The sequence below is a fragment of the Paraburkholderia dipogonis genome (assembly GCF_042680985.1).
GTDB classification, from domain to species: Bacteria; Pseudomonadota; Gammaproteobacteria; order Burkholderiales; family Burkholderiaceae; genus Paraburkholderia; species Paraburkholderia phytofirmans.
On record NZ_JBHUFR010000021.1, the window covers coordinates 18,771 to 44,112 of the forward strand.

21 protein-coding genes are annotated in these 25,342 nt (G+C 61.5%); 13 read left to right on the forward strand and 8 right to left on the reverse strand.

The window, feature by feature from the left end:
• Positions 1–5 precede the first annotated feature (5 nt).
• The 6 genes from ACFSNN_RS25830 to dnaA form a co-directional block, all read right to left on the reverse strand.
• Positions 6–1,151, reverse strand: coding sequence for a restriction endonuclease subunit S domain-containing protein (locus tag ACFSNN_RS25830; RefSeq protein ID WP_134457437.1), 1,146 nt, complete (start codon positions 1,149–1,151; stop codon positions 6–8).
• A gap of 32 nt (positions 1,152–1,183) precedes the next feature.
• Complete coding sequence (locus ACFSNN_RS25835; protein ID WP_134457438.1) at positions 1,184–2,722, reverse strand: type I restriction-modification system subunit M; 1,539 nt, start codon at positions 2,720–2,722, stop codon at positions 1,184–1,186.
• 304 nt (positions 2,723–3,026) lie between these two features.
• Positions 3,027–3,902: a restriction endonuclease gene (locus ACFSNN_RS25840; protein WP_134457439.1), complete on the reverse strand. Its 876-nt coding sequence runs from the start codon at positions 3,900–3,902 to the stop codon at positions 3,027–3,029.
• Positions 3,903–4,093: 191 nt separating this feature from the next.
• Positions 4,094–6,565, reverse strand: a complete 2,472-nt coding sequence (gene gyrB, locus ACFSNN_RS25845) for a DNA topoisomerase (ATP-hydrolyzing) subunit B (RefSeq protein ID WP_134457440.1) — start codon at positions 6,563–6,565, stop codon at positions 4,094–4,096.
• A 114-nt stretch (positions 6,566–6,679) separates the two neighbouring features.
• Positions 6,680–7,783: a DNA polymerase III subunit beta gene (gene dnaN / locus ACFSNN_RS25850; RefSeq protein WP_007180118.1), complete on the reverse strand. Its 1,104-nt coding sequence runs from the start codon at positions 7,781–7,783 to the stop codon at positions 6,680–6,682.
• Positions 7,784–8,002: 219 nt separating this feature from the next.
• Positions 8,003–9,643, reverse strand: coding sequence for a chromosomal replication initiator protein DnaA (gene dnaA, locus ACFSNN_RS25855; protein WP_244322799.1), 1,641 nt, complete (start codon positions 9,641–9,643; stop codon positions 8,003–8,005).
• 392 nt (positions 9,644–10,035) lie between these two features.
• On the opposite strand from dnaA, the gene rpmH reads away from it, so the two are divergent.
• From rpmH to yidC, 4 genes are all read left to right on the forward strand, one after another.
• Complete coding sequence (rpmH, locus tag ACFSNN_RS25860) at positions 10,036–10,170, forward strand: 50S ribosomal protein L34 (protein ID WP_004198824.1); 135 nt, start codon at positions 10,036–10,038, stop codon at positions 10,168–10,170.
• A gap of 23 nt (positions 10,171–10,193) precedes the next feature.
• Positions 10,194–10,679, forward strand: coding sequence for a ribonuclease P protein component (locus ACFSNN_RS25865; RefSeq protein ID WP_012434888.1), 486 nt, complete (start codon positions 10,194–10,196; stop codon positions 10,677–10,679).
• Positions 10,680–10,785: 106 nt separating this feature from the next.
• Complete coding sequence (gene yidD / locus ACFSNN_RS25870) at positions 10,786–11,016, forward strand: membrane protein insertion efficiency factor YidD (protein WP_007180115.1); 231 nt, start codon at positions 10,786–10,788, stop codon at positions 11,014–11,016.
• Positions 11,017–11,046: 30 nt separating this feature from the next.
• Positions 11,047–12,705, forward strand: a complete 1,659-nt coding sequence (yidC, locus tag ACFSNN_RS25875; RefSeq protein WP_134457442.1) for a membrane protein insertase YidC — start codon at positions 11,047–11,049, stop codon at positions 12,703–12,705.
• 139 nt (positions 12,706–12,844) lie between these two features.
• Here the strand turns inward: yidC and ACFSNN_RS25880 are convergent, their stop codons facing one another.
• Complete coding sequence (locus ACFSNN_RS25880) at positions 12,845–13,252, reverse strand: transcriptional regulator (RefSeq protein WP_012434886.1); 408 nt, start codon at positions 13,250–13,252, stop codon at positions 12,845–12,847.
• Between the two features lie 370 nt (positions 13,253–13,622).
• Between ACFSNN_RS25880 and mnmE the strand changes: the two genes are divergently transcribed.
• The 3 genes from mnmE to ACFSNN_RS25895 all read left to right on the forward strand — a co-directional run bounded on the left by mnmE (position 13,623) and on the right by ACFSNN_RS25895 (position 16,806).
• Positions 13,623–15,017 carry a tRNA uridine-5-carboxymethylaminomethyl(34) synthesis GTPase MnmE gene (gene mnmE / locus ACFSNN_RS25885; protein ID WP_134457443.1) on the forward strand — a complete coding sequence of 465 codons (1,395 nt, stop codon included), beginning with the start codon at positions 13,623–13,625 and terminating at the stop codon, positions 15,015–15,017.
• Positions 15,018–15,192: 175 nt separating this feature from the next.
• Positions 15,193–16,407: a tyrosine-type recombinase/integrase gene (locus tag ACFSNN_RS25890; RefSeq protein WP_134457444.1), complete on the forward strand. Its 1,215-nt coding sequence runs from the start codon at positions 15,193–15,195 to the stop codon at positions 16,405–16,407.
• Positions 16,408–16,644: 237 nt separating this feature from the next.
• Positions 16,645–16,806 carry a hypothetical protein gene (locus ACFSNN_RS25895; RefSeq protein ID WP_166799268.1) on the forward strand — a complete coding sequence of 54 codons (162 nt, stop codon included), beginning with the start codon at positions 16,645–16,647 and terminating at the stop codon, positions 16,804–16,806.
• 87 nt (positions 16,807–16,893) lie between these two features.
• Here the strand turns inward: ACFSNN_RS25895 and ACFSNN_RS25900 are convergent, their stop codons facing one another.
• A complete protein-coding gene (locus ACFSNN_RS25900; RefSeq protein ID WP_134457445.1) occupies positions 16,894–17,220 on the reverse strand; it encodes an ecotin precursor in 327 nt (108 codons plus the stop codon).
• A 289-nt stretch (positions 17,221–17,509) separates the two neighbouring features.
• Here ACFSNN_RS25900 and ACFSNN_RS25905 point away from each other — a divergent pair, with 289 nt between their 5' ends.
• The 6 genes from ACFSNN_RS25905 to cheB all read left to right on the forward strand — a co-directional run bounded on the left by ACFSNN_RS25905 (position 17,510) and on the right by cheB (position 25,291).
• A complete protein-coding gene (locus tag ACFSNN_RS25905) occupies positions 17,510–19,135 on the forward strand; it encodes a methyl-accepting chemotaxis protein (protein ID WP_134457446.1) in 1,626 nt (541 codons plus the stop codon).
• 63 nt (positions 19,136–19,198) lie between these two features.
• Positions 19,199–19,663, forward strand: a complete 465-nt coding sequence (locus ACFSNN_RS25910; RefSeq protein ID WP_134457447.1) for a chemotaxis protein CheW — start codon at positions 19,199–19,201, stop codon at positions 19,661–19,663.
• Entirely contained in the window at positions 19,660–21,090 is a 1,431-nt protein-coding gene (locus tag ACFSNN_RS25915; protein ID WP_134457448.1) for a CheR family methyltransferase, read from the forward strand. The genes ACFSNN_RS25910 and ACFSNN_RS25915 overlap by 4 nt, the downstream gene beginning before the upstream one ends.
• Complete coding sequence (locus tag ACFSNN_RS25920; RefSeq protein WP_134457449.1) at positions 21,083–21,763, forward strand: chemotaxis protein CheW; 681 nt, start codon at positions 21,083–21,085, stop codon at positions 21,761–21,763. Before ACFSNN_RS25915 ends, ACFSNN_RS25920 begins: the two co-directional genes overlap by 8 nt.
• Positions 21,760–24,258, forward strand: a complete 2,499-nt coding sequence (locus ACFSNN_RS25925) for a hybrid sensor histidine kinase/response regulator (RefSeq protein ID WP_134457450.1) — start codon at positions 21,760–21,762, stop codon at positions 24,256–24,258. The genes ACFSNN_RS25920 and ACFSNN_RS25925 overlap by 4 nt, the downstream gene beginning before the upstream one ends.
• 16 nt (positions 24,259–24,274) lie before the next feature.
• Complete coding sequence (gene cheB / locus ACFSNN_RS25930) at positions 24,275–25,291, forward strand: chemotaxis response regulator protein-glutamate methylesterase (protein WP_134457451.1); 1,017 nt, start codon at positions 24,275–24,277, stop codon at positions 25,289–25,291.
• The last annotated feature ends 51 nt before the right edge of the window (positions 25,292–25,342 follow it).

Consider the following 25,342-nt stretch of genomic DNA (forward strand, 5'->3'; position numbering starts at 1 on the left):
GGTTTTTATAGGGTGCCGGTGAAGGCGCGGTGTTGGAGGGAGGAGAAGCAAAACTCCAACGCTTGGAGAGATTGCTCGTGTTGTTGTCTCATCCTATGTATTGCGCCAACGCGCAACGCATAGGCTCGTTGAAGTTCGATTGGCGCCATCGGCAAGGGCATTTCCTTAATAGTGCCCATGTTCAGGCCGTCCATAATCGCGCCTTTAGCCTTCTGTTGCAAATACCTAAGCGCCGTAGGATGCAACAGGAAATAGGAATGCAGAAACTCTGGCAAGCAGCGTTTTTGGTCCAATGTGATGCAGCAGAGATGCTTTGTGTTGATTGCCAACGGAATCGTGGAAGGGACTATCGCGCACCGCCCGCAAGTTCCCATGATCGTAATCAAAACATCGCCCGGACTGACTTTATATCGTTTCAGACTCTCGAACTTCGTCGAAGTGATGAAGCGAGACGCTCCCCACCGAAATTCATTGGCTACGACGTTGTCGATACCCAACACGGCGATCCCCTCGTCCACGAATTCGGAGTGCAGCAACTGGCTCCCAAACGGGCCCGTGCGAATACCGCCTTCAGAGGCCGCCACAGCATTTATCGTGGTCGTGGTCCAAGATTTCGCCGCGTGATCTCCGAACATCTCCAAGAAGATCGATCGCGCTAAGCTATCGAGTAGTGCGATGGCTTGCGTGCGCTTGACGCGCAGTGCATCGGCTTTATCGAGAATCGCGGCGATGCGGCGTTGTTCGGCGAGCGATGGAACTTTGATCTGAATCTGAGCTACCTGCGCAGGTCTTGCCCTAAGAAGAGAACCCCCGACTCCAGACACGGTCGTCATGAATTGCGCGTGAAACGCATCTCCTCTAAGCAAATGTCGAAGGAACTGCGGTGCGACACTTTCGCTTCGGAATACAATCCACTCACCCGAGGCGATAAGTCTTCGCCCTCGGTTTTCGCCCACGATCCACGTCCTGCGAATATGCGGGACGATCTTCGACAATAGTACGTCGTTTGGAGCGACAATTTGTTTTGTCGATCCTATCGCTGAGCCCAATTCTACTTGTGGAATTTGCGCGTCGTACGCAGGTATGCTGTACAGGTCAAAGCTTTCATCAGGAAACCGGCTCGGATCAACCGAACCGAGCTTGCTCGCCATAATCTCACCAAGCGCGAGAGTCTTTCGATCTCTCACTTCAGCATCCCCTCAAGCTCCTTCATCCCCGCCTGAATCTCCGTTTCCAGCGCATGCAACTTCGCCAAAATCTCCAGCGGCGGCAAATGCTCAACCGCCTCGTGCACCACTTCCTTATACCGATTGATCGACAGGTCATAACTCTGCGCCTCGATATCCAACTTCGGCACGCAGAAGCTCCGCTCGGTGCGTGCTCGCTCACGCTCCGTGCCCTCACGCGCATTCCAGCGCGCAAGCACATCGGGCAAGTTGTTCTTCTCGTGCTCTGCTTCCGTCAACGGCGTCGCCGGCGTCACGCCAAGCTTGTCCTCGCTCAACAGCGGCTGACGCTTGTCATCGAGACTACGCCCATCAGCCTCCATGTCGTAGAACCACACGTGATCGGTGCCGCCTGAATTCGTTTTCGTGAAAAGCAGAATCGCAGTGGACACGCCCGCGTAAGGCTTGAACACACCCGAGGGCAACGAAACGATCGCATCGAGCTTTTGATCCTCGACGATCATCCGGCGCAATTCCTTGTGCGCCTTGCTCGAGCCAAACAACACACCGTCCGGCACGATCACTGCCGCGCGCCCGCCCGGCTTCAGCAAGCGCAAGAACAGCGCGAGAAACAGCAGTTCTGTCTTCTTCGTCTTGACAATGCTCAACAAATCCTTCGCCGTGTTCTCATAATCGAGCGACCCTGCAAACGGCGGATTCGCGAGAATCAGCGAATACTTCTCATCGTCCTCCACGTGGCCTTGCGCAAGCGAATCCTTATAACGCACGTCTGGATTCTCGACACCATGCAGTGCCATGTTCATGCTGCCGATTCGCAGCATCGTGTTGTCGAAGTCGTAGCCGTGGAACATACCGTGATGGAAGTGCTCGCGCTCAGTGGCATCGCGAAGCATCGTAGGATGCTTGTCGCGAAGATATTCGCCTGCTGCAACGAGAAACCCGCATGTACCGCTGGCGGGATCGCAGATCACATCCGCGGGCGCCGGCGCGGTGAGTTCGACCATCAACTGGATGATGTGCCGCGGCGTACGGAACTGGCCGTTCTGTCCGGCGCTCGCGATCTTGCCGAGCATATATTCGTAGAGATCGCCCTTCGTATCGCGATCTTCCATCGGCACGTGATCGAGCATGTCCACGACCTTCGCCAGCAAACCCGGTGTCGGAATGGTGAAGCGCGCGTCGCGCATGTGGTGCGCGTAGGTCGAGCCGTCCGCATTCATCGTGCGCAGAAACGGAAACACGTGCTTGTCGATCAGCGAGAACATGTCCGGCGCAGCAAAGTGCTTGAACCGCGACCAGCGCATGTCATCGTAGGGTTGTCCGCCAGCGTCGCTTCCCTCGGGGAAAATGCGCCGCGCCATCGGCTTCTTCGTCACAGTGGCCTTGCGCTCTTCCAGAGTATGGATGTCATCCAAACGACGGAGGAACAACAAGTAGGTGATTTGCTCCATGACTTCGAGCGGATTTGAAATTCCGCCCGACCAGAAGGCATTCCAGATGGAATCGACTTGATTGCGTAGTGCGCCAGTGAGCATCAGTATTAGCTTTATGAGTTAAATGGCGCCAAGCGATAAGCGCGAGGAGCCCGATTTCGCTGCATTCTACTCGCAACGTTAGAGTGCAAGCTGCTCAAAACACCCTCGCCGGAAAGCGATTTCGACTTCGCCAGAATATTGGCGTCAGCATCGCGGCGCGCTGCTGACAGTATGTATTCGACGGCTCGTTGATCGGCGATTACGAAAATCGTTAAACTCCGTTCCCAGACTTACTAGATAAAGCCCATCGCCTGCAATCCGCGCGCCCTTTAGACTGTCATCGACTGAACACCGGTGCTAACGGCTAGCTCTTGAATTCGTCAAAAAATTGCGCGTCGACGGTAAAAGTCCGCACGGGCCTCAATCCCAGTTCCAGGTGCTCCAGCATGTCGATGAGCTTTTCGCCATCGATGAGCTCGATTGGAGGGACGCCGTCGCGGCCCGCCTCGCGACGCGATTCCGCTGTAAATGTGCCTGTCGTAATGATGATGCCTTTGTCGGTTCGTCCCGACATTGCTCCTCGGAAATCACGAACTTGTGACGGCGACACCGACTTTGCGTAGCGCTTGCATTGGAACAAGACTTTGAACGAGACAAGTGGATTAATTTGCAGGGTGCCGTACCCGTCTATGCCTCCATCACCACTGCTTCCGGTTACGACCACTTGCACGAAACCAGCCTCGCGAAGAAGTCGTTGAGACAACCGTTCAAATCCCGATGCGGGAAGATTCTTCAGTATCTGGATGAGTTCGTAACGATAGTCACCCGTGGCCGCACCTGTGGGTTCTGAAATTTCGGCCGACATAGGCTCCGCACCGCCGGCTCTCGCTCGCCGCTCCTCTCCAAAAATGCGGTTCCACTTCGTAGCTACGCCGCGCGCCTGCTCAATCGAGAGACTCGTGCGACGTCCGGCGTCGGTGAGCGCCCAGACTCCGCGTTGCGACGAGTCAACGAGCCCCTCTCGCACGAGATAAAGTCGTGCCCATCGCACACGGTTGCGGAAACGTCCTTCGCCTGATGGCAAGACTTCGTTTTGTGCCTCATCTGGAAGATCAAGGTCTTGCGCAATACGCTCCACGACCTCGTCAGGGCTGCCGGACCCACCGAGTGTTCTAAGTGCGTCCAACGCGGGTCCCATGTAGCGAAATATTGAAGCAATATCTTTCTTTTCTTTTGCCATCTGTATGGGTATCCCAACACTCGCAGCCCCGGTTCATGGGACGATCCGAGGATCAGACCAGTTTGCCTCTTCGCGAATGTTGTTGCTTCAGTAAAACGGATGTGGAGACCGAGCCATAAAAAAAGACCCATAAGTTTGTCGACTTAAGGGTCCTATTTTCTCAACTTATGCGTTCATCTGAGCAGCAGCCCTCAAACATCAATATTCCCCGCCCGCAACGCATTCGACTCAATAAACGCCCGACGTGGCTCCACATCATCCCCCATGAGCGTAGTGAAAATGCCATCAGCCGCAATAGCATCCTCAATCTGCACCCGAAGAAGACGACGCACTGTCGGATCCATCGTCGTCTCCCAAAGCTGCCCAGGGTTCATCTCACCGAGCCCCTTATAGCGCTGCTTCGAGATATTTCGTTCAGCATCAGCCAACAACCACTTCATAGCGGACTTGAAGTCAGTAACAGCCATACTCCGCTCGCCACGTTTAATGACAGCGCCAGTCCCAATCAACCCCTTAAACGTATTAGCGGTATTGATCAGCTGTTGATAGTCAGCAGTAAGTTGAAAATCCTGATCCAACACAGAAATCTTCTGATTCCCGTGATGCGTCCGCGCAACCCGCAGCGACCGCAACTCACGCACCGGATCATACATCGTCGTAACCTTAACCTCAGGCTTCAACGGATCATCCCTTAGCTTCGCTTCCAGAGCCTTAGCCGACGCATCAGCCGCTTCTTCGCTCGACAGGTCAATAGCAATCCCATCCATCACAGCCTCAAGCGCGCCAGCGTCATACAACCGGCTCAACCGATTAACAACAGCCTGAGCCAGCAAGTAAGCCCGGGCCAACTCACCCAAAGCATCGCCTGTAATCGGAGTCGAACCTTCAGAAGCCAACAACTCCGACCCCTGCAGCGCCAGCTTCAGAATGTGAGCATTAACCTCAGCCTCATCCTTCAAATACCGCTCATCCTTCCCAGCCTTGATCTTGAACAACGGCGGCTGCGCGATATAGATATACCCACGCTCGATCATCTCCGGCATTTGCCGATAGAAGAACGTCAACAACAGCGTCCGAATGTGCGCACCGTCGACGTCAGCATCGGTCATGATGATGATGCGGTGATAACGCAGCTTATCGAGGTTGTAGTCTTCCTTACCAATCCCGCAACCGAGAGCCGTAATCAGCGTAACAATCTGCTCCGAAGAAAGCAGCTTGTCATAGCGCGCTTTTTCGACATTCAACACCTTGCCGCGCAGCGGCAAAATCGCCTGAAACTTCCGATCCCGCCCCTGCTTCGCCGACCCGCCTGCCGAGTCACCCTCGACGATATAAATCTCGGACTTCGCCGGATCCTTCTCCTGGCAATCCGCCAGCTTCCCAGGCAGCCCAACACCGTCGAGCACGCCCTTGCGACGCGTCATCTCACGCGCCTTCCGAGCCGCATCCCGCGCGCGCGCTGCATCGACAATCTTGCTGCAAATAATCTTCGCGTCATTCGGCGTCTCGAGCAGAAACTCTTCGAGCGCCTTCGCGACCACATCCTCCACCGGCGCGCGCACTTCCGACGAGACCAGCTTGTCCTTCGTCTGCGCGCTGAACTTCGGCTCCGGCACCTTCACCGACAGCACGCACGACAACCCTTCACGCATATCGTCGCCCGAAGTCTCGACCTTCGCCTTCTTCGCAACTTCGTGATCGTTGATGTACTTGTTCAACACGCGCGTCATCGCCGCACGCAACCCGGTCAAGTGCGTCCCGCCATCACGCTGCGGAATGTTGTTCGTGAAGCACAGCACGTTTTCGTTGTAGCTGTCGTTCCACTGCATGGCCACTTCCACGCCCACGCCGTCTTTTTCGCCGCTGATGTGGAAAATATTCGGGTGCAGCACGGACTTGTTCTTGTTGATGTACTCGACAAAGCCCTTCACGCCGCCCACGAACGCGAAATCTTCTTCCTTGCCGGTGCGTTGATCGAGCAAGCGAATCCGCACGCCGTTATTCAGGAACGACAGTTCGCGAATCCGCTTGGCCAGAATGTCGTAGTGATATTCGATGTTGCCGAAAATCGTCTCGTCGGCGAGGAAGTGCACTTCGGTGCCGCGGTTCTCGGTCTCGCCGGTGATCTGAATCGGCGAAACAGCCACGCCGTCGATCTCTTCGATAATGCGGTTCTGCGGCACGCCACGATGGAATTCCATGAAGTGCTTCTTGCCGTCGCGGCGAATGGTCAAACGCAGCCACGCCGACAGCGCGTTCACGCAAGACACGCCCACGCCGTGCAGGCCGCCGGACACCTTATAGCTGTTCTGGTCGAACTTGCCGCCGGCGTGCAGCTCGGTCATCACGATTTCAGCGGCGCTGCGCTTCGGATCGTGCTTGTCGTCCATCTTCAGACCGGTCGGCACGCCGCGGCCGTTGTCGGTGATGGAAATGGAGTTGTCCGCGTGAATGATCACCTGAATGTCGTTGCAATGCCCCGCCAACGCTTCGTCGATGGAGTTGTCCAGCACTTCGAATACGAGGTGATGCAGACCGGTCCCGTCCGATGTATCCCCGATGTACATCCCGGGCCGCTTGCGCACCGCCTCCAGACCTTCGAGGATCTGAATCGAGGATGCGCCGTAGCTGTTGTCGGGTTGCGAATTGTTCGTTTCAGTCATGGATTTTTTCCGGTTCTGCGTTGCTGCAAGGTTGCTGCTCGGGACTTTTCAAAACACCATAAAAACGCCAAAGGGGCGCTGCGCCCCTTGGTGTGTTCTTTGGTGTTGGACGCGTTAGATGCGCATCGGCATCACCACGTATTTGAATTCGTCGTTCTCGGGAATCGTGATCAACGCGCTGGAGCTGGCGTCGCCCAGGCTCACTTGCAACGTGTCGACCTTCAGGTTCGCGAGCACGTCGAGCAGATACGTGACGTTGAACCCGATATCGACGCTGTCGCCGTCGTATGCGATTTCCAGTTCTTCCTGCGCCTCTTCCTGATCGGCGTTGGTCGACATGATCTTCAACTGGCCCGGCTCGATGATGCAGCGCACGCCCTTGAATTTGTCCGACGTCAGAATCGCGGCACGTTGCAGCGAGCGCTGCAGTTCTTCACGGCCGATCACGAACTGATTCTTGTGCGACTTCGGAATCACGCGCTGGAAGTCGGGGAATTTGCCTTCCACCAGTTTCGACACCAGTTCGACCTGGCCGAAGGTGAACTTCACCTGCGTTTGCGCGATGTCGATCTTCAGCGTGTCGTCGATGTCTTCCAGCAGGCGCTGCAATTCCAGAATCGTCTTGCGCGGAATGATCACTTCCTGACGCTGGAACGAGCCTTCGATCTTCATGGACGAGAACGCCAGACGGTGGCCGTCCGTTGCGACCGCCATCAGCTGGTCGCCGTCCACCACCAGCAGCATGCCGTTCAGGTAGTAGCGGATGTCCTGCTGGGCCATCGAAAAATGGACCATGCCGAGCAACTGGCGGAACGTCTTTTGGGGAACCACGAGGTTCGCGCCGTAGTCTTTAGCTTGCGCGACCGTAGGGAATTCGTCCGCGGCGAGCGTTTGCAGCGCAAAGCGGCTCTTGCCGGATTGCACGGTCAGACGCTTGTCGTTCAGCGTGAGCGTGACCTGCCCGTCGGGCATGGCGCGCAGAATGTCGAGGAGCTTTCTCGCTGCCACCGTGGTCGCTACCGAATCGCCGCCCACGCCGAAATCGGCACGCGTGGTGATCTGCAACTCGAGGTCGGTGGACAGGAACGACACGTCGGGGCCGTTCTTGGTAATCAGCAAATTGGCGAGGATCGGCAACGTATGGCGGCGTTCGACGATGCCGCTCACAGTTTGCAGCGGCCTGAGGAGGTTATCGCGTTCGGTCTTGACCAGTTGCATAGAGTTCCTTCGTTGATATAACGGCCTGCGCGCCTTCAGGCAAAGCTTCTTCGCGCGCCGCCACGACTCCCCGCCGGCGCCACGCTGCGCCTGTCACGGCGTGAAATCCGCCCGCGGCCGCCGGGCGGTTAAACCTGTATTGTGCCTGAAAACGGAACCGCCTCACTAAAATGGGGGCGAGTTTGGAAATAAACAGGTCGTTTTTTCCAGACAGACCGCTCAGCCCTTTAGCGTCTGCTCCAGCACGTGCAGTTCGTGGTTCAGTTGCGCGTCCTTGCTGCGCTCGTCGGCAATTTTGCGCACCGCGTGCAGCACGGTGGTGTGGTCGCGTCCGCCGAACAGCTCGCCGATTTCCGGCAAGCTCTTCTGGGTCAGCTCTTTCGCCAGATACATGGCGATCTGCCGCGGCCGCGCGATGTTCGCGGGACGCTTCTTCGAATACATGTCCGCGACCTTGATGCTGTAGAAGTCAGCCGTGGTCTTCTGGATGTTTTCCACCGAAATCTGCCGGTTCTGCACCGTCAGCAGGTCTTTCAGCGCTTCTTTCGTGACTTCGATCGTGATTTCGCGGCCGTGGAACTTCGAGTACGCGAGGATCTTACGCAGCGCGCCTTCGAGTTCACGCACGTTCGAACGCAAATGTTTCGCGACGAAGAACGCGACGTCCTCATTCAGGCTCACGAACTCGGATTGCGCCTTGCGCATCAGAATCGCGACGCGCATTTCCAGCTCGGGCGGCTCGATCGCCACGGTCAGGCCGGAGTCGAAGCGCGAGATCAGGCGGTCGTCGATACCCGAAATTTCCTTCGGATACGTGTCGCTGGTGATGATCACCTGCGCCTTGTTCGCCACTAGCGCCTCGAACGCGTAGAAGAATTCCTCTTGCGTGCGCGATTTGCCAGAGAAGAATTGAATATCGTCGATCAGCAGCAGGTCGAGCGAGTGGTAGTAGCGCTTGAAATCGTCGAACGCCTTGCGCTGGTAAGCCTTCACCACGTCGGACACGTACTGCTCCGCGTGGATGTAGCGGATCCGCGCGCCGGCCTTGTCCATTAGAAGCTGATTGCCGATGGCGTGAATCAGGTGGGTCTTGCCGAGGCCCACGCCGCCATACAGAAACAGCGGGTTGTACGAGATGCCAGGATTGTCCGCGACCTGGATCGCCGCGGCGCGCGCCAACTGGTTGGCCTTACCGGTCACGAAGTTGTCGAAGGTCAGAACCGGGTTCAGCTTGGAGCGCTCGTACATCGAGTCGTTTTCGCCGCTGTTGCCGTTCGAACTCGCGCTTTGGCCCGGACGCCATGTGCGGCGGGCGGCCGCGGCTTCGTTCGCGTCGAGGCTGGGCAGATCGAGATCGGCGGAATCTTCAGCGGCCGCGGCGCGCGCGTTCGCGTTTTGTTCGGCTGCGGCGCGGGCATTGGCGTTCAGATTGGCCATCGCGTTGTTCGCGCCGTTCGTACCAGCGGTGCGCGCGGCCTGCGCCGCTTGCACGGCGCCGACGGCTGCGTCCACAGCCGCACTATTGCCGGCGCTACCGCCCATCGAGCCCGGCGCGGAAACCGGACGCGCGGAAGCCGGTGCGGGCGCGGCTGCGACAGGGGCGCGCATGCCGGCTTTCGGGTCGAGTACGAATTGGACGTCGACGGGAGCCTGCCAGAAATCGCGGGCCATATCCGCGATGCGGCCGGAAAACTGGCTCTTGACCCAGTCGAGCTTGAAACGGTTCGGCGCAGCGATGCTAAGCGTGTTCGCAGCGGCGTCGAAGGCGACCGGGGCCAACGGTTTGATCCACGTCACGTACTGCTGGGGCGTCAGCTCGCGCTCCAGCAATGCGGAACAGTGTTGCCAGAAATCGTTCATCGAGTTGCTGTCGTTATGGTGTGCACGGCGGTTGCCGCTGCCCCTGTCGCGCGCACGCAACAAGGCCCTGAGCAGCCAGGCTAACCAGGCGTAATGGCTCCAGGCGCTTGTGCCACAAGGGTTTGCGGGGCAAGCGAGCCGGAGCGGCGTGCAGGATTTTTGGGAAGTAAGGCGAGATTCTAACGCCAAAACGGACCCGCAAGGGAGTTATCCACAGGGACGGATCACGAGGCTCGCTCCTCATGGAGCCGGCGCGAACCAGGCTAAACTATTGACGGTCAACGAAAAACCGGTTTAAATAGCGGGTTCCGCGAAAACCAATTCAGTGAACCACCGGCCATTGCGCTTTCAGCGATGATCGCGCGGTTATTTTTCGATCAAGTGAGAGCAACATGAAACGTACTTACCAACCTTCCGTTACCCGTCGCAAGCGCACCCACGGCTTCCGCGTTCGCATGAAGACCGCAGGTGGCCGCAAGGTCATCAACGCACGTCGCGCGAAGGGCCGCAAGCGCCTCGCCATCTAAGGCAGGCGTTGCACGCGACGCTTATGCCGGGTAGTGAAGCCCGCGGTGAAGCGGGAACGGCTGAGGCGCAGCAACTGGGCTCGGTTCCGTTGCGAGCGCAAGCCGCCTTCCCCAAAGCCGCAAGGCTGCTGAAAACGGATGAATTTTCATCCGTTTTTCGTTTGCGCCCGTGGCGCCGCACCGCTCACTTCGTGGTGTACGGCCGGCCTACCGGCAATGAAGCTCGCCTGGGCCTCGTGATCGGCAAGAAGTATGCGCCGCGCGCGGCCACGCGTAATCTGGTACGTCGAATCGCGCGTGAAGCCTTCCGGCTGCGTCGCGCGGAATTCGGCGGTTGGGATGTGCTGCTGCGTTTGCACACGCGCTTCGACAAGAAAGCTTTGCCGAGCGCCTCGTCGCCGCCGTTGAGGGCGCTGTGCCGCAGCGAAATCGAGGCGCTGCTCGACAAGGCAGCGCGCGAAGTGACCCGTCGCCAGGCGCCGCCCGCGGAAGCGCCCAAGACGGAATGACGCTCAAGTGACCACCCGCTTTGCAGTTCAGACCGCTCCGGCGGCCGTGCTGCGCGGGCGTCGCCCGGTACTCCACGTTGCGCGGCGCCGTTCGGCCGCACCAGCCATGCAAACGGTACTCATCGCTTTACTGCGTTTCTACAAGGTTGCCGTGAGCCCAATGCTCGGCAACCGGTGCCGTTTTTACCCTTCCTGCTCTGATTACGCGCGCGAAGCAATCCAGTATCATGGCGCCGCGCGCGGGACTTATCTCGCCGCCAGGCGTATTTGCCGCTGCCACCCGTTTTCCGCGGGCGGCATCGATCTCGTCCCGCCTCCCACTTCTGAAAAGCGCTGACGCGCCGTTCCATCGACACTGAGACAACGCATGGATATCAAACGCACCGTCCTATGGGTCATCTTTTTCATGTCAGCGGTCATGCTGTTCGACAACTGGCAACGCGACCACGGACGCCCGTCGATGTTCTTCCCGAGCGCCACGCCGACCAAGACCGTCGGTAGCGCCGCACCGGGAACCACGACGCCGGGAACCCAGCCCGCCGATCTGCCGGCCACCAACGCAGCTGCTCCGGGCAACGCGCCGGCGGCCACGCAAACGCAACTGGTCAAGTTCAACACCGACGTTTATAGCGGCGAAATCGACACTCGCGGCGGCACGCTGTCGAAGCTGTCGCTCGTGAACAAGGGTGACGGCAAGCAGCCGGACCTCGTCATCACGCTGTTCGACCGCACCGCGAACCATACGTATCTGGCGCGCACGGGCCTGCTCGGCGGCGATTTCCCGAATCACAACGACATCTACACGCCGTTGCCGAACCAGCAGCACGACCTGACCGGCGACGAAAAGTCGTTCCAGCTCAGCTTCGAATCGCCGGTTAAGGGTGGCGTGAAGGTCATCAAGACCTACACGTTCACGCGTGGCAGCTATGTGATCGGCGTCGACACGAAGATCCAGAACGTCGGCACCACGCCGGTGAGTCCGTCGGTCTACATGGAACTGGTGCGTGACGATCAGCCGGTGGAAACGCCGCGCTTCTCGCACACGTTCATCGGGCCGGCTGTCTACACCGACCAGCATCACTTCCAGAAGATGACGTTTAGCGACATCGACAAGAACAAGCAGGATTACGCGACCTCGGCCGACAACGGCTGGATCGCGATGGTCCAGCATTACTTCGCGTCGGCCTGGATTCCGCAGCAAGGCGTGAAGCGCGACATCTACGTCGAGAAGATCGATCCGACGCTGTATCGCGTCGGCGTGAAGGAGCCGGTGCCGACCATCGCGCCGGGTCAAACTGTCGACGTGTCCGCGCGCCTGTTTGCGGGTCCGGAAGAAGAGCGCATGCTCGAAGGCATCGCGCCGGGTCTGGAACTGGTGAAGGACTACGGCTGGGTGACGATCATCGCCAAGCCGCTGTTCTGGCTGCTCGAAAAGATCCACAGCTATGTCGGCAACTGGGGCTGGTCGATCGTGCTGCTCACGCTGCTGATCAAGGCGGTGTTCTTCCCGCTGTCGGCCGCGAGCTACAAGTCGATGGCACGCATGAAGGCGATCACGCCGCGTATGCAAGCGCTGCGCGAACGCTTCAAGGGCGATCCGCAGAAGATGAACTCGGCGCTGATGGAGTTGTACAAGACCGAGAAGGTCAATCCGTTCGGCGGCTGTCTGCCGGTCGTGATTCAGATTCCCGTGTTCATCTCGCTGTACTGGGTGCTGCTGTCGTCGGTGGAAATGCGCGGCGCGCCGTGGATTCTGTGGATTCACGATCTGTCGCAGCAGGATCCGTTCTTCATCCTGCCGGTGCTGATGGCCGTCTCGATGTTCCTGCAGACCAAGCTGAACCCGACGCCGCCGGACCCGGTTCAAGCCAAGATGATGATGTTCATGCCGATCGCGTTCTCGGTTATGTTCTTCTTCTTCCCGGCCGGTCTGGTGCTGTACTACGTCGTGAACAACGTGCTGTCGATCGCCCAGCAGTACTACATCACGCGGATGATGGGGCAGACGAAGGCCAAAGCGGCTTGATGAGATTGGCTTGAGGTGGGCGGAAGCGCCCACCGTCGTCCGAAGCTCAGATAGCAGCAGTAGAAAAGAAAAGCCGCCCGGCGCAAAACCGGGCGGCTTTTTTCATTCTCTCGGCAAAACACGTCGCGCGATGCCGCGCCTATTCCTCTTCCGCGTCTTCACCGTAAAAGCGCACGATCATCTCTTCGACCAGAAAGCGGTCTTTCGGCGTGAGCGACTCGATCTTGGAAGCGAGCTCGATTGTCTCGGCCGACGGCGGATATTTCTCGCCACGCGCCAAAGGCCTCGCGTTCACGCCCGGGGACGGCCCATAGTGCAGCCAATGCTCTTTCACGTTCAGCCATTCGGCCAGCGTACGCAACTTATCGGGCTTGGGAATCGTCGTACCGGATAACCACTTATGAGCGGTTTGCGGTGTAACCTCCCGCTCGCCTCGGTAGCGAAGGTTGAATTGCTCGGCGAGCTTGGTCCCGCCGCGAATCTTCAGCGGCTCCAGCAGATCCTTCAGCCGTTTGGCGAAGGCGGCTTTTTCTTTATTGGTCGGCATGGGCCGGATTGTGCAATTCAACGTTCAAGCAGTTGACAACCGGGCGAGTTTAGTTTTAGCGTATTTGAGATACTTTTAGCTTGCGAGCCGCGTCAGGCAACGTGTCTGCCGAATTTGTAGATTTTTGGTGTTTTTCCTTGTCTGGCGTGCCTGTCTGCGACTTCGCCGCCCTACAACTTCTTATTTATTCGCAAGGGGCGCAGTAGCAATCCTAGCTCGTTTGAGATAAATCCGAACTGCGCGAATAAGTCAGCTTCCGCCATCAACAAGAGCGTCGCGACACGGGCACCGAAAGCGCCCGCGTTACAATGCCTCGCGCCGCGCTGACCGGCGCCGCCCTCCCCTCCTCTCCGTTTTTGCCACGCTCTCTATGCTCACCACCGATTCCGATCCGATCGTCGCCATTGCCACCGCGCCCGGCCGGGGAGGCATCGGTGTCGTGCGAATTTCGTTCGGCCGCGCGGGAGAGGCGGCAGCCCAGCCACTAATGCAGGCGCTCACCGGCCAGACATTGGCGCCGCGCCACGCCAGCTACGTCCCGTTCCTCGACGTCAGCGGCAACGCGCTCGACCGCGGCATCGCGCTGTACTTCCCGGCGCCGCATTCCTACACCGGCGAACATGTGCTCGAACTGCAAGGCCACGGCGGTCCGGTGGTGCTGCAACTGGTGCTGCAGCGTTGCATCGACGCCGGCCGTGCGTTCGGTCTGCGCCTCGCCGAGCCCGGCGAATTCACGCGCCGCGCCTTCCTCAACGACAAGCTGGATCTGGCGCAAGCCGAAGCGGTCGCCGATCTGATCGAGGCCAGCACCGAGGCCGCCGCGCGCTCAGCGGGTCGCTCGCTCGACGGTGCGTTCTCGCGCGACATTCACGCGCTGGTCGAAGACGTGATCACGCTGCGCATGCTGGTCGAAGCGACGCTGGACTTCCCCGAAGAAGAGATTGACTTTCTCGAAGCCGCCGACGCCCGCGGCAAGCTCACGCGCATACGCGAGCGTCTCGCGCACGTGCTGAGCGAAGCGCGGCAAGGCGCGTTGTTGCGCGAAGGGCTCTCGGTGGTGCTGGCCGGGCAGCCGAACGTCGGCAAATCGTCGCTGCTGAACGCGCTGGCCGGCGCGGAGCTGGCGATCGTCACGCCGATCGCCGGCACGACGCGCGACAAGGTCGCGCAGACGATTCAGATCGAAGGCATTCCGCTGCACGTGATCGACACAGCCGGCCTGCGCGATACCGAGGACGAAGTCGAAAAGATCGGCATTGCGCGCACATGGAGCGAAATCGAGCGCGCGGATGTAGTGCTGCATCTGCTCGACGCGCGCACCGGCATGACGGCTGAAGACGGTGCGATTGCCGGACGCTTTCCGGGCGGCGTGCCGGTGGTACGCGTGCTGAACAAGACGGACCTGACCGGCCTCGCGCCCGCGACGCAAGCGCTCGACGCGGACCTCGAACTGAGCGAAGTGCGGCTGTCGGCGAAACAGGGCGACGGCGTTGCGCTGTTGCGCGACGAACTGTTGCGGATCGCCGGCTGGCAGGCGGGCGCAGAGAGCGTCTACCTGGCGCGCGAGCGGCATCTGATTGCATTGCGCGCGGCCGAGGAGCATCTGGCGACTGCGGCCGCGCACGCCGATCAGAACTCGCAGGCGCTTGATTTGTTCGCTGAGGAACTCAGGCTTGCGCAGGATCAGTTGAATTCAATCACCGGCGAGTTCAGTTCGGATGACTTGCTCGGAGTGATTTTTAGCAGGTTTTGTATTGGGAAGTGAGCGACGGAGCGGCGATAAGGCTAACCCGCTTTACCACAAAAGCTCTTCGCACAATTCAAAGCGCCGGATCGCCGCCGTAAACGCACACTCCGTTGACCCAAAAATCGCCAAACCTTTGGTACACAGCTGCCATAAGGTTTAAAATCGCCGCTGTCCGAGCACCCGCGATCCGAACATGCCCCGCCTAGCCGTCCCTCTCACCGAAGCCCAAGTCCGCGCGCTCGAACCGCGAGACGCCCGCTACTGCGTCGCTGACGGCAATGGTCTCGTCATCGAAATCATGACGACCGGCACCAAGATCTGGCGCTTCCGCTACACGCTGAACGGCAAGCGCCAACCGCTTGCCACCATCGGCGACTACCGGATGATCTCGCTGCGTGTCGCGCGCGCCAAGGCGCAGAAGTATGCGGAGATGGTCGCGCAAGGCATCTCGCCGGTCGCCACGGCGCGGCGCGACCGCGGCGCGGAAAGCAAAGCCGATGTCCTGCGCGAAGCCGCCGAGCTTTATCTCGCGACTGAAATGGCCGGCAAGTCGGAGGAATACCGTCGCACCACGCGGCGGGCGCTCGACAAAGACGTCTTGCCCGCCATCGGCCACATGCAGATCAAAGCGGTGACCGCCGACGACATCGTCGCGATATGCGACAGAATCAAGAGTCGCGGCTCGCCGAAAATGGCGCTGCATACGCGCAACGTGGTGAAGCGTCTCTACGAATATCTGATCGCCCGGCAACTCGCATCCAGCAATCCGGCCGAGGTCGTGCCGGCGCGCTCCATCGCTACTTTCGACAGCCGTACCCGCGTGCTTTCCGGCGACGAGATCGGCGCCATGTTCCGCTCGATCGACGCGTCGAGCATTCGCCGACCGTTGAAGCTGGCGCTGCACCTGCTCGTGCTGACGATGGTGCGCAAGTCGGACCTGGTCGAATCGACGTGGGCCGAATTCAACCTGGACAAGGCGATGTGGACGATCCCCGCTGCGCGCCTGAAAAAAGACCGCGATCGGCGCGTGCCGCTTTCCCAGCAGGCCGTCTCGATGCTGCGCGAACTCGACCACGCCAAGGCCAGCCGAAAATTCGTATTCCCGAGCGTCAGAGGCGACGATCGGCCGATCGCCAAAAGTACGCTGAACCAGGCGGTCAAGGCGCTCGGTCTGGACGTGGAGCATTTCGTCCTGCATGACTTCCGGCGCACCGCCACCGCGCACCTGCGCGAGCTGACGCAGCCGTCAGACGCGCTCGACCAGAACACGGCGACGACGCCCGAGCGTATCGAGCAAGGCGCGAGCGCGGAAAATGCCGCGAAGCAGCGATGGGTCATGCAGCGGTGGGCGGATTTTGTGGATGCGCAGATCGAAGGCGCGCGTAGAGCCTCCACCAGTACGCCTTGAAACCGGCCTCGTCGGGCGCCAAACCTTTGAAATATGGGATTTTCAATGGTACACAAAACCCGTCTCGCACGATCCAACTCACTGTTAAAAATAAGAAATTCTATTCCTCCACTAGGTTTCAAAGGTGAGGAACAAGACGCTACGAAACTGCCCGCCGCAATCTCATCACACAGACCTTTTCTCCGGCGTTTCATCGCCTAAACTGAAGGGTGGACGCAACTCGATACGGAGGCTCCCATGTCTGAATCGTTGATCGCTTATTTATTGGGGCCTGCTGTCATGCTGCTGGTCGGCGTTGCTATCTGGGCCGCGTCCCACTACCACCAGAAGACAAAGCCGCAAAGACTCGAGCGCTGGCTCGACACGCACTATGCGGAGTGGCTGCATCACAAGCACTGAGTCGCGCCTGAAATGAAAAGGCCGTCGCGTAACACGACGGCCTTTTTGTCTGTGGCGCGCGCAACGACGCGCGCGCTGCACGATTGATTACCAACCCGGCTGAGGCTCCGGATATCCGTATTGAGCCGGCGGCGGTGGCGCACCGCACGCCACATAGGCACGTTGGTACTGGTCATAGCAGTATCCCGGCGGCGCTTGCGCATAGACCGGCGCGGGCTCATACGCCGGCTGCGCATACACGGGCTGCTGGTAAGCCACCACCGGCGCCGGATTCAGCACGGAGGTCACCACCGCCCCGAGCACGGCCCCGCCGATCAGCGCGCCGACGACATCGCCGCCATTACCGTGCGCCGATGCTTGCCCGGCCACGCTCAGACTTCCCACCATCACCAACGCCACTGCGATCTTTTTCATGTTTGACTCCCCGCCGTTCAGGCATGGAACAGATTGTGGCGGGCGCGCGCAGAAATAGATGCTGCAAGTGGTAACGGGACATTACTCGTGTAACGCGGCGGGCGGCACGGCTGGCTATGCGTCGAAGTGATTACCCCGCTTCCCCATTCCACCGATCAATGTAAAATCCGCCGCATAACCTGTCAGATAGTTCTGACAACCCGCAAAGCTTTTCCAGCCCGTCGATTGAAGGATCGGACCACGTCGGCAACACGGGTCGAGACAAGCGAAAAAAGTAAGGGGCGTGCGCGTGAAACAATGGACCATCCGGCAACGGATTCTGTGCAGCTTCGGAATCGTGCTGATCGTGATGCTGGCGATGGCAATCGTCACGTTCGAACAGCTCGGCGGCATCGACCGCGACGCGAAGAGCCAGCAGGAAGATTCGATGCCCGGCCTCTACTACGCGACCGCGATGCGCGCGGCCTGGTTCGAGAACTATACCGTCACACAGCGCCTCGTCTACGTGGACGCGGATCCCGAGTCCGTCAAGCGCGACACCGAACGTTTGCAAGACACCGAGCAAACCCTTCAGAAGCTTCTCGGCGACTACGGCGCGACTATCTTCCGCGACAACGACCGTGAGTTCTTCAACGACTTCCGCCAGCAACACACCCAGTACCTGCCGATCCAGGCATCGCTGTTGAACGCCCTGCCGAGCTCAAAAGAGAACGCCGTGCGGATCTTCAACGCGCAGCTGACGCCGATCTGGGAAGCGGGCCGCCTCTCGGCGCGCAAACTGGTCGAAAACAACAAGGCCGACGCCGATAAAGCCGCCGAAAGCATCCGCAGTTCGGTCGAGGCAACCCGCGTGGTGTTGCTCGTCATGCTGTTGATCGCCGCCATCGCCGCCGTGCTGGCCGGGTACTGGCTGCTGCGCGCGGTCACCATGCCAATGGCCAAGGTGCTGCGCGTTGTCGACGTGATGCGCACCGGCGACCTGACCCAGCGCCTGCAACTGAATCGCGCGGACGAAATCGGCGCGCTCGAAGCGGGCTTCAACCGCATGACCGACGAACTCACCGCACTGGTCGGCCAGGCGCAGAAATCGGCGGTGCAGGTCACGACATCGGTGACGGAAATCGCCGCGACTTCGCGCGAACAGCAAGCCACCGCGAACGAGACCGCCGCCACCACCACCGAGATCGGCGCCACGTCGCGTGAAATCTTCGCGACCTCGCGCGACCTGCTGCGCACCATGAACGAAGTGTCCGAAGTGGCCGGCCAGTCGGCGGCGCTTGCGGGCACCGGCCACGCCGGGCTCGCGCGCATGGAAGAGACCATGCGTCTCGTGATGGAAGCGGCCGGCTCGGTCAACGCGAAGCTCGCGATCCTCAATGAGAAGGCCAGCAACATCAATCAGGTTGTCGCCACCATCACCAAGGTCGCGGACCAGACCAACCTGCTCTCGCTGAACGCGGCGATCGAAGCGGAAAAAGCCGGCGAATACGGCCGCGGCTTCGCGGTCGTGGCAACCGAGATTCGCCGCCTCGCCGATCAAACCGCCGTGGCGACCTACGACATCGAACAGATGGTCAAGGAAATCCAGTCCGCGGTGGCCGCCGGCGTGATGGGCATGGACAAGTTCTCCGAAGAAGTGCGGCGCGGCATGCTCGACGTGCAGAACGTCGGCGGCCATCTCACGCAGATCATCCAGCAGGTGCAGCAGCTCGCGCCGCGCTTCTCGATGGTCAACGAAGGCATGCAGACGCAGGCCACCGGCGCCGAGCAGATCACCCAGGCGCTGACGCAACTCTCGGAGGCCGCGCAGCAGACGGCGGAATCGCTACGCCAGTCGACCCAAGCGATCGACGATCTCACGCACGTCGCCAACAGTCTGCGCACCGGCGTGTCGCGTTTCAAGGTGACGGCCTGACGCGCCACGGCGCGCCACTCGACGCCGACACCCGCACGCTCACCACCGCCCACGCACACGCCGATGCTCTTCATCCTCTTCACGCTCGATAGCGAACGGTACGTAATCGACGCGACGCAGGTGGAGCGTCTGATGCCGCTCACACCGCAGCAGCCGCCGAAGACAATCCCCGGCGCGCCGTCGTGGGTCGCGGGCGTGCTCGATCACGAGGGCGCGCCGTTGCCGCTGATCGATCTGCCGGCGCTAGCGCTCGGCCGTCCCGCCGCGCAATTGATGTCGACGCGCATCGTGCTGGTGCGCTATCCGCATGCGGGCACGACGCGCCTGCTCGCACTGCTGCTGGAAGGCGCGACTCGCACGATTCGACTGGACGTGACGGCGTTTCACGATGCCGGACTCGACATGCCGCACGCGCGCTATCTCGGCCCGGTCGCGAGCGAAGCGGGCGGCCTCGTGCAGTGGATCCGCGTCGAACATCTGCTGCCCGACGACGTCAAAACGCTCATCTTTCCCGAGGCGCACGCATGAACGCGCATCACGACAACGCACCGCTCTATCGACGCTTCGCCGAGCTGTTGCATCGGACGATCGGGCTCGATGCGGCATCGCTCGGCCATAGTGCGATCGAGCGCGCGGTCGATCAGCGCGCGGCAGCATGGTGCGCGGACGGTCACGCCGAAGCCACGCTCGCGGACTACTGGGAGGCCGCGCAATGTTCACCTTCGATGGTGCAAGCGCTGATCGAAACGGTCGTCGTGCCCGAAACCTGGTTCTATCGCGACGCCGACGCGTTCAAGGCACTCGCGCGTCTCGCGCGTGAACGTCTCGCCGAGCGCGGCAATGCGTTGCCGCTGCGCGTCCTGAGCCTGCCCTGTTCGACCGGCGAAGAACCCTACACGATCGCGATGACGTTGCTCGACGCAGGCTTCGACGCCGCGCAGTTGCGCATCGACGCAATGGATATTAGCGACCGCTCGCTCGCCGTCGCGCAACGCGCTGTCTACGGACGCAATTCGTTTCGCGGCAATGCGTTTGCGTACCGCGACGCGCACTTCACGCGCACAGACGACGGCTGGCGTCTCGCACCGCGCATCGTCGAAGCGGTGCGTTTCTCGCGTGCCAATCTGATGCAACTCGACGTGTCGTCGCTTGGCGTCTATGACTTCGTGTTCTGCCGCAACGTGCTGATTTACTTCGACCGCGACGCGCAGCAAAAAGCCCTGCAGGCGCTCACCAGCGTACTGGCCGGAAACGGCACGCTGTTCGTCGGCCCCGCGGAAACTGGGCTTCTGATGCGCTACGGCATGCAGTCCGCGAAGATTCCGCTGGCCTTCGCGTTTCATCACGGCGCGCCCGAGGAAACGCAGTGGAATAGCTGGGACACCGCGCCGCTCGCTACCGCCGCCGCGCTTGCGATGACGCATTCGCGGATTCCCCCGCTCTCGTCGCCGCAAGTGTTTTCCGCGGAGCCTTTCGCGTGGCCCGATCCGGTTGCGCGCACGCCGTTCGGCGGCGCGACGCAGTTCGCCCCGCGTGACAACAGCGCAACGCAAGCGTACACGCACAAGACGTCGGTGCCAGCCGCCACGCCGCTGGCACACAACCCGTTGTTGCCGCCAGTCACCGCTCCGACCAACGCCGTACGAGACACACTACAAACCGCGCACGCGCTGGCCGACGCCGGCCGCCTCGCGGAAGCCGCCACGGCGATCAACGCCTATCTGGAACACCACGCTCCACACGCCGACGCGTTTTATCTGCTCGGCGTGCTGGCCGATGCCAACGGCGATGCTAACCTCGCGCGCAGTCAGTATCGCAAGGCGCTGTATCTCGATCCTCAGCACGCGGAAGCGCTCGCGCATCTCGCGGCCTTGCTCGAACTCGAAGGCGACCGCGACGCCGCACGACTGTTGATGCAACGCGCGTCGCGCGCACAGAGAGCGCAACATGGTTGACGCGCAAACGGTGAGCTTCGACGATTGCTGGAATCGCATCGGCGTGCGCGGCGATTCGTCGTGCGAGCGTCTTGTCGAGTACGTGCGCTGCCTCAATTGCCCAGTGTTCGAAGCGGCCGCGGCCAAACTGCTGGAACGGCCGATTCCATTGGTGGACCTCTCGCGACACGACGTGCGCGCGCGGGCACAACCGCAGCAAAATGCCCAAGGCGCGAGCGAATCGTTTCTCGTCTTTCGCATCGGCGACGAATGGCTCGCGCTGCCCACGCCGATCTTCAAACGCATCGTGCAAACACGGCCGATTCATACGTTGCCGCATCGGCAGCATCGCGCGGTACTAGGCGTGGTAAATGTACAAGGTGAATTGCTGGTGTGCCTGTCGCTCGCGCACCTGCTCGGTTTCGAAACCGGCGCCGGCGCACGCGACGATCGCGCGCGCCACGATCAGCCGCGTTTCCTCGTTGTCTCGCGCGCTGAAGAACACGCGGTGTTCCCGGTGGATCAGGTCGACGGCGTGCACCGGATCGCGACGGCCAGCTTTTGCGCGCCGCCTGCCACACTTTCGCATGCCGCCGCTGCCCATACGCGAGCGGTCGCGCCGTGGCGCGGCATGAGCGTCGGCCTGCTCGACGCCGACGCGCTCTTCGACACTTTGAACCGGAGTCTCGGATGACGGACGACCCACGCCGCCCGTCGCTGATCGATCTGTTCCGCGAGGAAGCGCGGACCCAGGCGCGCGTGCTCAACGACGGCCTGCTCACACTCGACCGCGCGCCTGGCGATGCGGCCGCGCTCGAGGCCTGCATGCGGGCCGCGCATTCGTTGAAGGGCGCGGCGCGCATCGTCGGCGTGCAGGTGGGCGTCGAGCTTGCGCATGCCATGGAGGATTGCTTCGTCGCCGCGCAGGAAGGACGTGCGTTGCTCGACGCGGCCTGGATTGACGAGTTGCTGCGCGGGGTGGATATCGTCGCGCGCATCGGCAACGATGAAGACGAGTCGGCGCGCGACGCGGTCAGCGTGTGTGTGGCGGCATTGCAGGCGCGGAAGACGGGCGTGCCGCCGCATGGCGCGGCAATACGGCGGGACGCTACGCCACCGGCGACCGCGACGGTCGCCGAACCACCTGCCATCGCCCCCGGTGCAAATGCGGCCCTAGACGCTGACGCTGACGCTGCGTTCAACGATTTAGCCCGCGCACTGCGCGCCGAAGGCACGTCGGCTATCTCGACCGCGCAGCCGGACCCCGACGCCGTATTCAACTCGCTAGCCGATGCGCTGCGCGCTGAAGCCAGACCGGCCAACGCTACGCCCGCTCCTCCACAAGACAACCACGCCGCCCTCGCACTCACGCAGAAGCAGCACGACGCGGACGCCGCTCCGTCCGCGTCGAACAGCACAACCGTCGCCCCCGCCACCGAACCCGGCCGCATGCTCCGCGTGCGCGCTGACAACCTCGACCGTCTGCTATCGCTATCCGGCGAGTCGCTGGTCGAATCACGCTGGCTGAAACCCTTCGCGCAATCGATGCTGCGTATCAAACGCGTCCAACGCGACGGCACTCGCGCGCTGGATCAACTGCACGAAACGCTCGCCGACCTCAAACTCGATCCGCGCACCCAGGCCGCGCTCGAAGAATTGCGCCGCCTGACCGCCGAATCGCAGCATATGCTGGCCGAGCGTCTCGCCGATCTGGAGAGCTTCGACCGCCGCTCGACGCACCTGTCGCAACAACTCTACGACGCTGCCCTGCAATGCCGCATGCGTCCGTTCGGCGACGGCACCAGCGGCCTCGCACGAATGGTGCGCGACGTCGCGCGTTCGCTCGGCAAGAAAGTGCGCTGGCAACTAGTGGGCGAATCGACCCAAGTGGACCGCGACATTCTCGACCTGCTCGAAGCGCCGCTCGGCCACATGCTGCGCAACGCGCTCGACCACGGCATCGAGGCACCCGCCGTGCGGCTCGCGCGCGGCAAGCCGGAAGAAGGCACGCTCACGCTCGACGCGCGTCACACCGCCGGCACGCTGCTCATCACCGTTTCCGACGACGGCGCGGGCATCGATCTCGACGCCTTGCGCGCGTCGATCGTGCGCAAGAAACTCGCGAGCGAGGAAACGGTCGCGCGCCTATCCGAAGTCGAGTTGCTCGAATTCCTGCTGCTGCCTGGCTTTTCACTACGCGATCAGGTGACCGAAGTTTCGGGCCGCGGCGTCGGACTCGACGCGGTGCACGACGTCGTCAAACGCGTGCGTGGCTCGGTGCGAATCACGCATGAACCGGGACTTGGCACGCGCGTGCAATTGCAGTTGCCGCTGACGCTTTCGGTGATCCGCAGCCTGCTGGTCGAAGTCGCGGGCGAGCCGTACGCGGTGCCGCTCGCGCATGTGAACCGCACGCTGCACGTGAGCCGCGCGGAGATCGAATTGCTCGAAGGGCATCAGCACATCGCCTTCTCCGGGCGGCGTATCGGCGTCGTCACCGCGCATCAGATTCTCGACGCCGCGCCGCCCGCGGACGAAAGCAGCACCGTCAGCATGATCGTCATCGGCGACGGCTCGCAAACCTACGGCGTGGTGGTCGACCGCTTTCTCGGCGAGCGCATGCTCGTGGTGCAGCCGCTCGATCCGCGCCTCGGCAAGATCCGCAACATCACCGCCGGCGCGCTAATGGAGAACGGCGATCCGGTGCTGATCGCCGACGTCGACGACTGGCTGCGCTCCGTCGAACGGCTCGTGGCGGGTGGCGATCTCAAGCACACGCAACACGGCGCCGCGCGCGCGGCTCAACGTGCCACGCGCCGCGTGCTGGTGGTCGACGATTCGCTCACCGTGCGCGAGCTCGAACGCAAACTGCTGGCCACGCGCGGTTACGACGTGACGATCGCCGTCGACGGCATGGACGGCTGGAACGCTGTACGCGGCGAGCGCTTCGACCTCGTCATCACCGACATCGACATGCCGCGCATGGACGGCATCGAATTGGTCACGCTCATCAAACGCGATCCGCAGTTGCAGTCGCTGCCGGTGATGATCGTCTCGTACAAGGATCGTGAGGAGGACCGCCGCGCCGGGCTGAACGCGGGCGCGGACTACTATCTGGCGAAAGGCAGCTTTCATGACGAAGCACTGCTCGAAGCGGTGCGCGATCTGATCGGCGAAGCATACGGTTAGTCCCGGGGAGAAACGGATGAAAATCGGAATCGTCAACGACATGCCGCTCGCCGTCGAGGCGCTGCGCCGCGCGCTCGCGGCGCGCCACGACTACGAAGTGCTATGGATCGCGCAGGACGGCCAGCAGGCGGTCGATTTCTGCACCGCGCAGCGCCCGGACATCGTGTTGATGGATCTGGTGATGCCGAACGTCGACGGCATCGAGGCCACGCGGCGCATCATGGCGCGCGCGCCGTGCGCAATCCTGATCGTCACCGTCGACGTGGGCGCGAACGCGTGGCGCGTCTATGAAGCGATGGGCGCGGGCGCGCTCGATGCCGTCGATACGCCTTCGCTGAACGGTCCCGACGCGCACAAGAGCATCGCCACGCTGATCGCGAAGATCGACCGCATCGCGGCGCTCGTCAAGGAACGCAACGCGCCTGGCGCGGCGGACGCGGCAACGCCCGCCTGCGCGACGAATCGCGACACGCCGCTGGTGGCGATCGGCGCATCGGCGGGCGGACCGGCGGCGCTTGCCACGCTGCTCGCCGGCCTGCCGAAGGATTTCGCGGCGGCTATCGTGATCGTGCAGCATGTGGACGCGGCGTTCGCCGCCGGCATGGCGGACTGGCTGAACCAGCAATCGGCGGTGCCGGTGCGGATCGCCCGCGAAGGCGACCGCCCGCAAGCGGGCGTCGCGCTGCTCGCCGCCACCGACGACCATCTGCATCTGAAACTGCCCAATGTGCTCGGCTATACGCCCGTGCCGGAAGAGACGCCTTACCGGCCTTCCGTCGACGTGTTCTTTCATAGCGTGGTGGCGCGCTGGCCGGCGCGCGCGGTCGGCGTGCTGCTGACCGGCATGGGCCGCGACGGCGCGATCGGACTTAAGGCGATGCGCACCAAGGGCTATCACACGATCGCGCAGGACGAGGCGACCAGCGCCGTGTACGGAATGCCGAAAGCGGCCGCGGCACTCGACGCCGCCGCCGCGATCCTGCCGTTGCCGCGCATCGCCGCCGCGCTCGCGACGGCGGTCAACGCGCGCTAGGCACGCATTCGTCACTTATGAGCCGTTTCGATTCACTCACATTCATTCTGG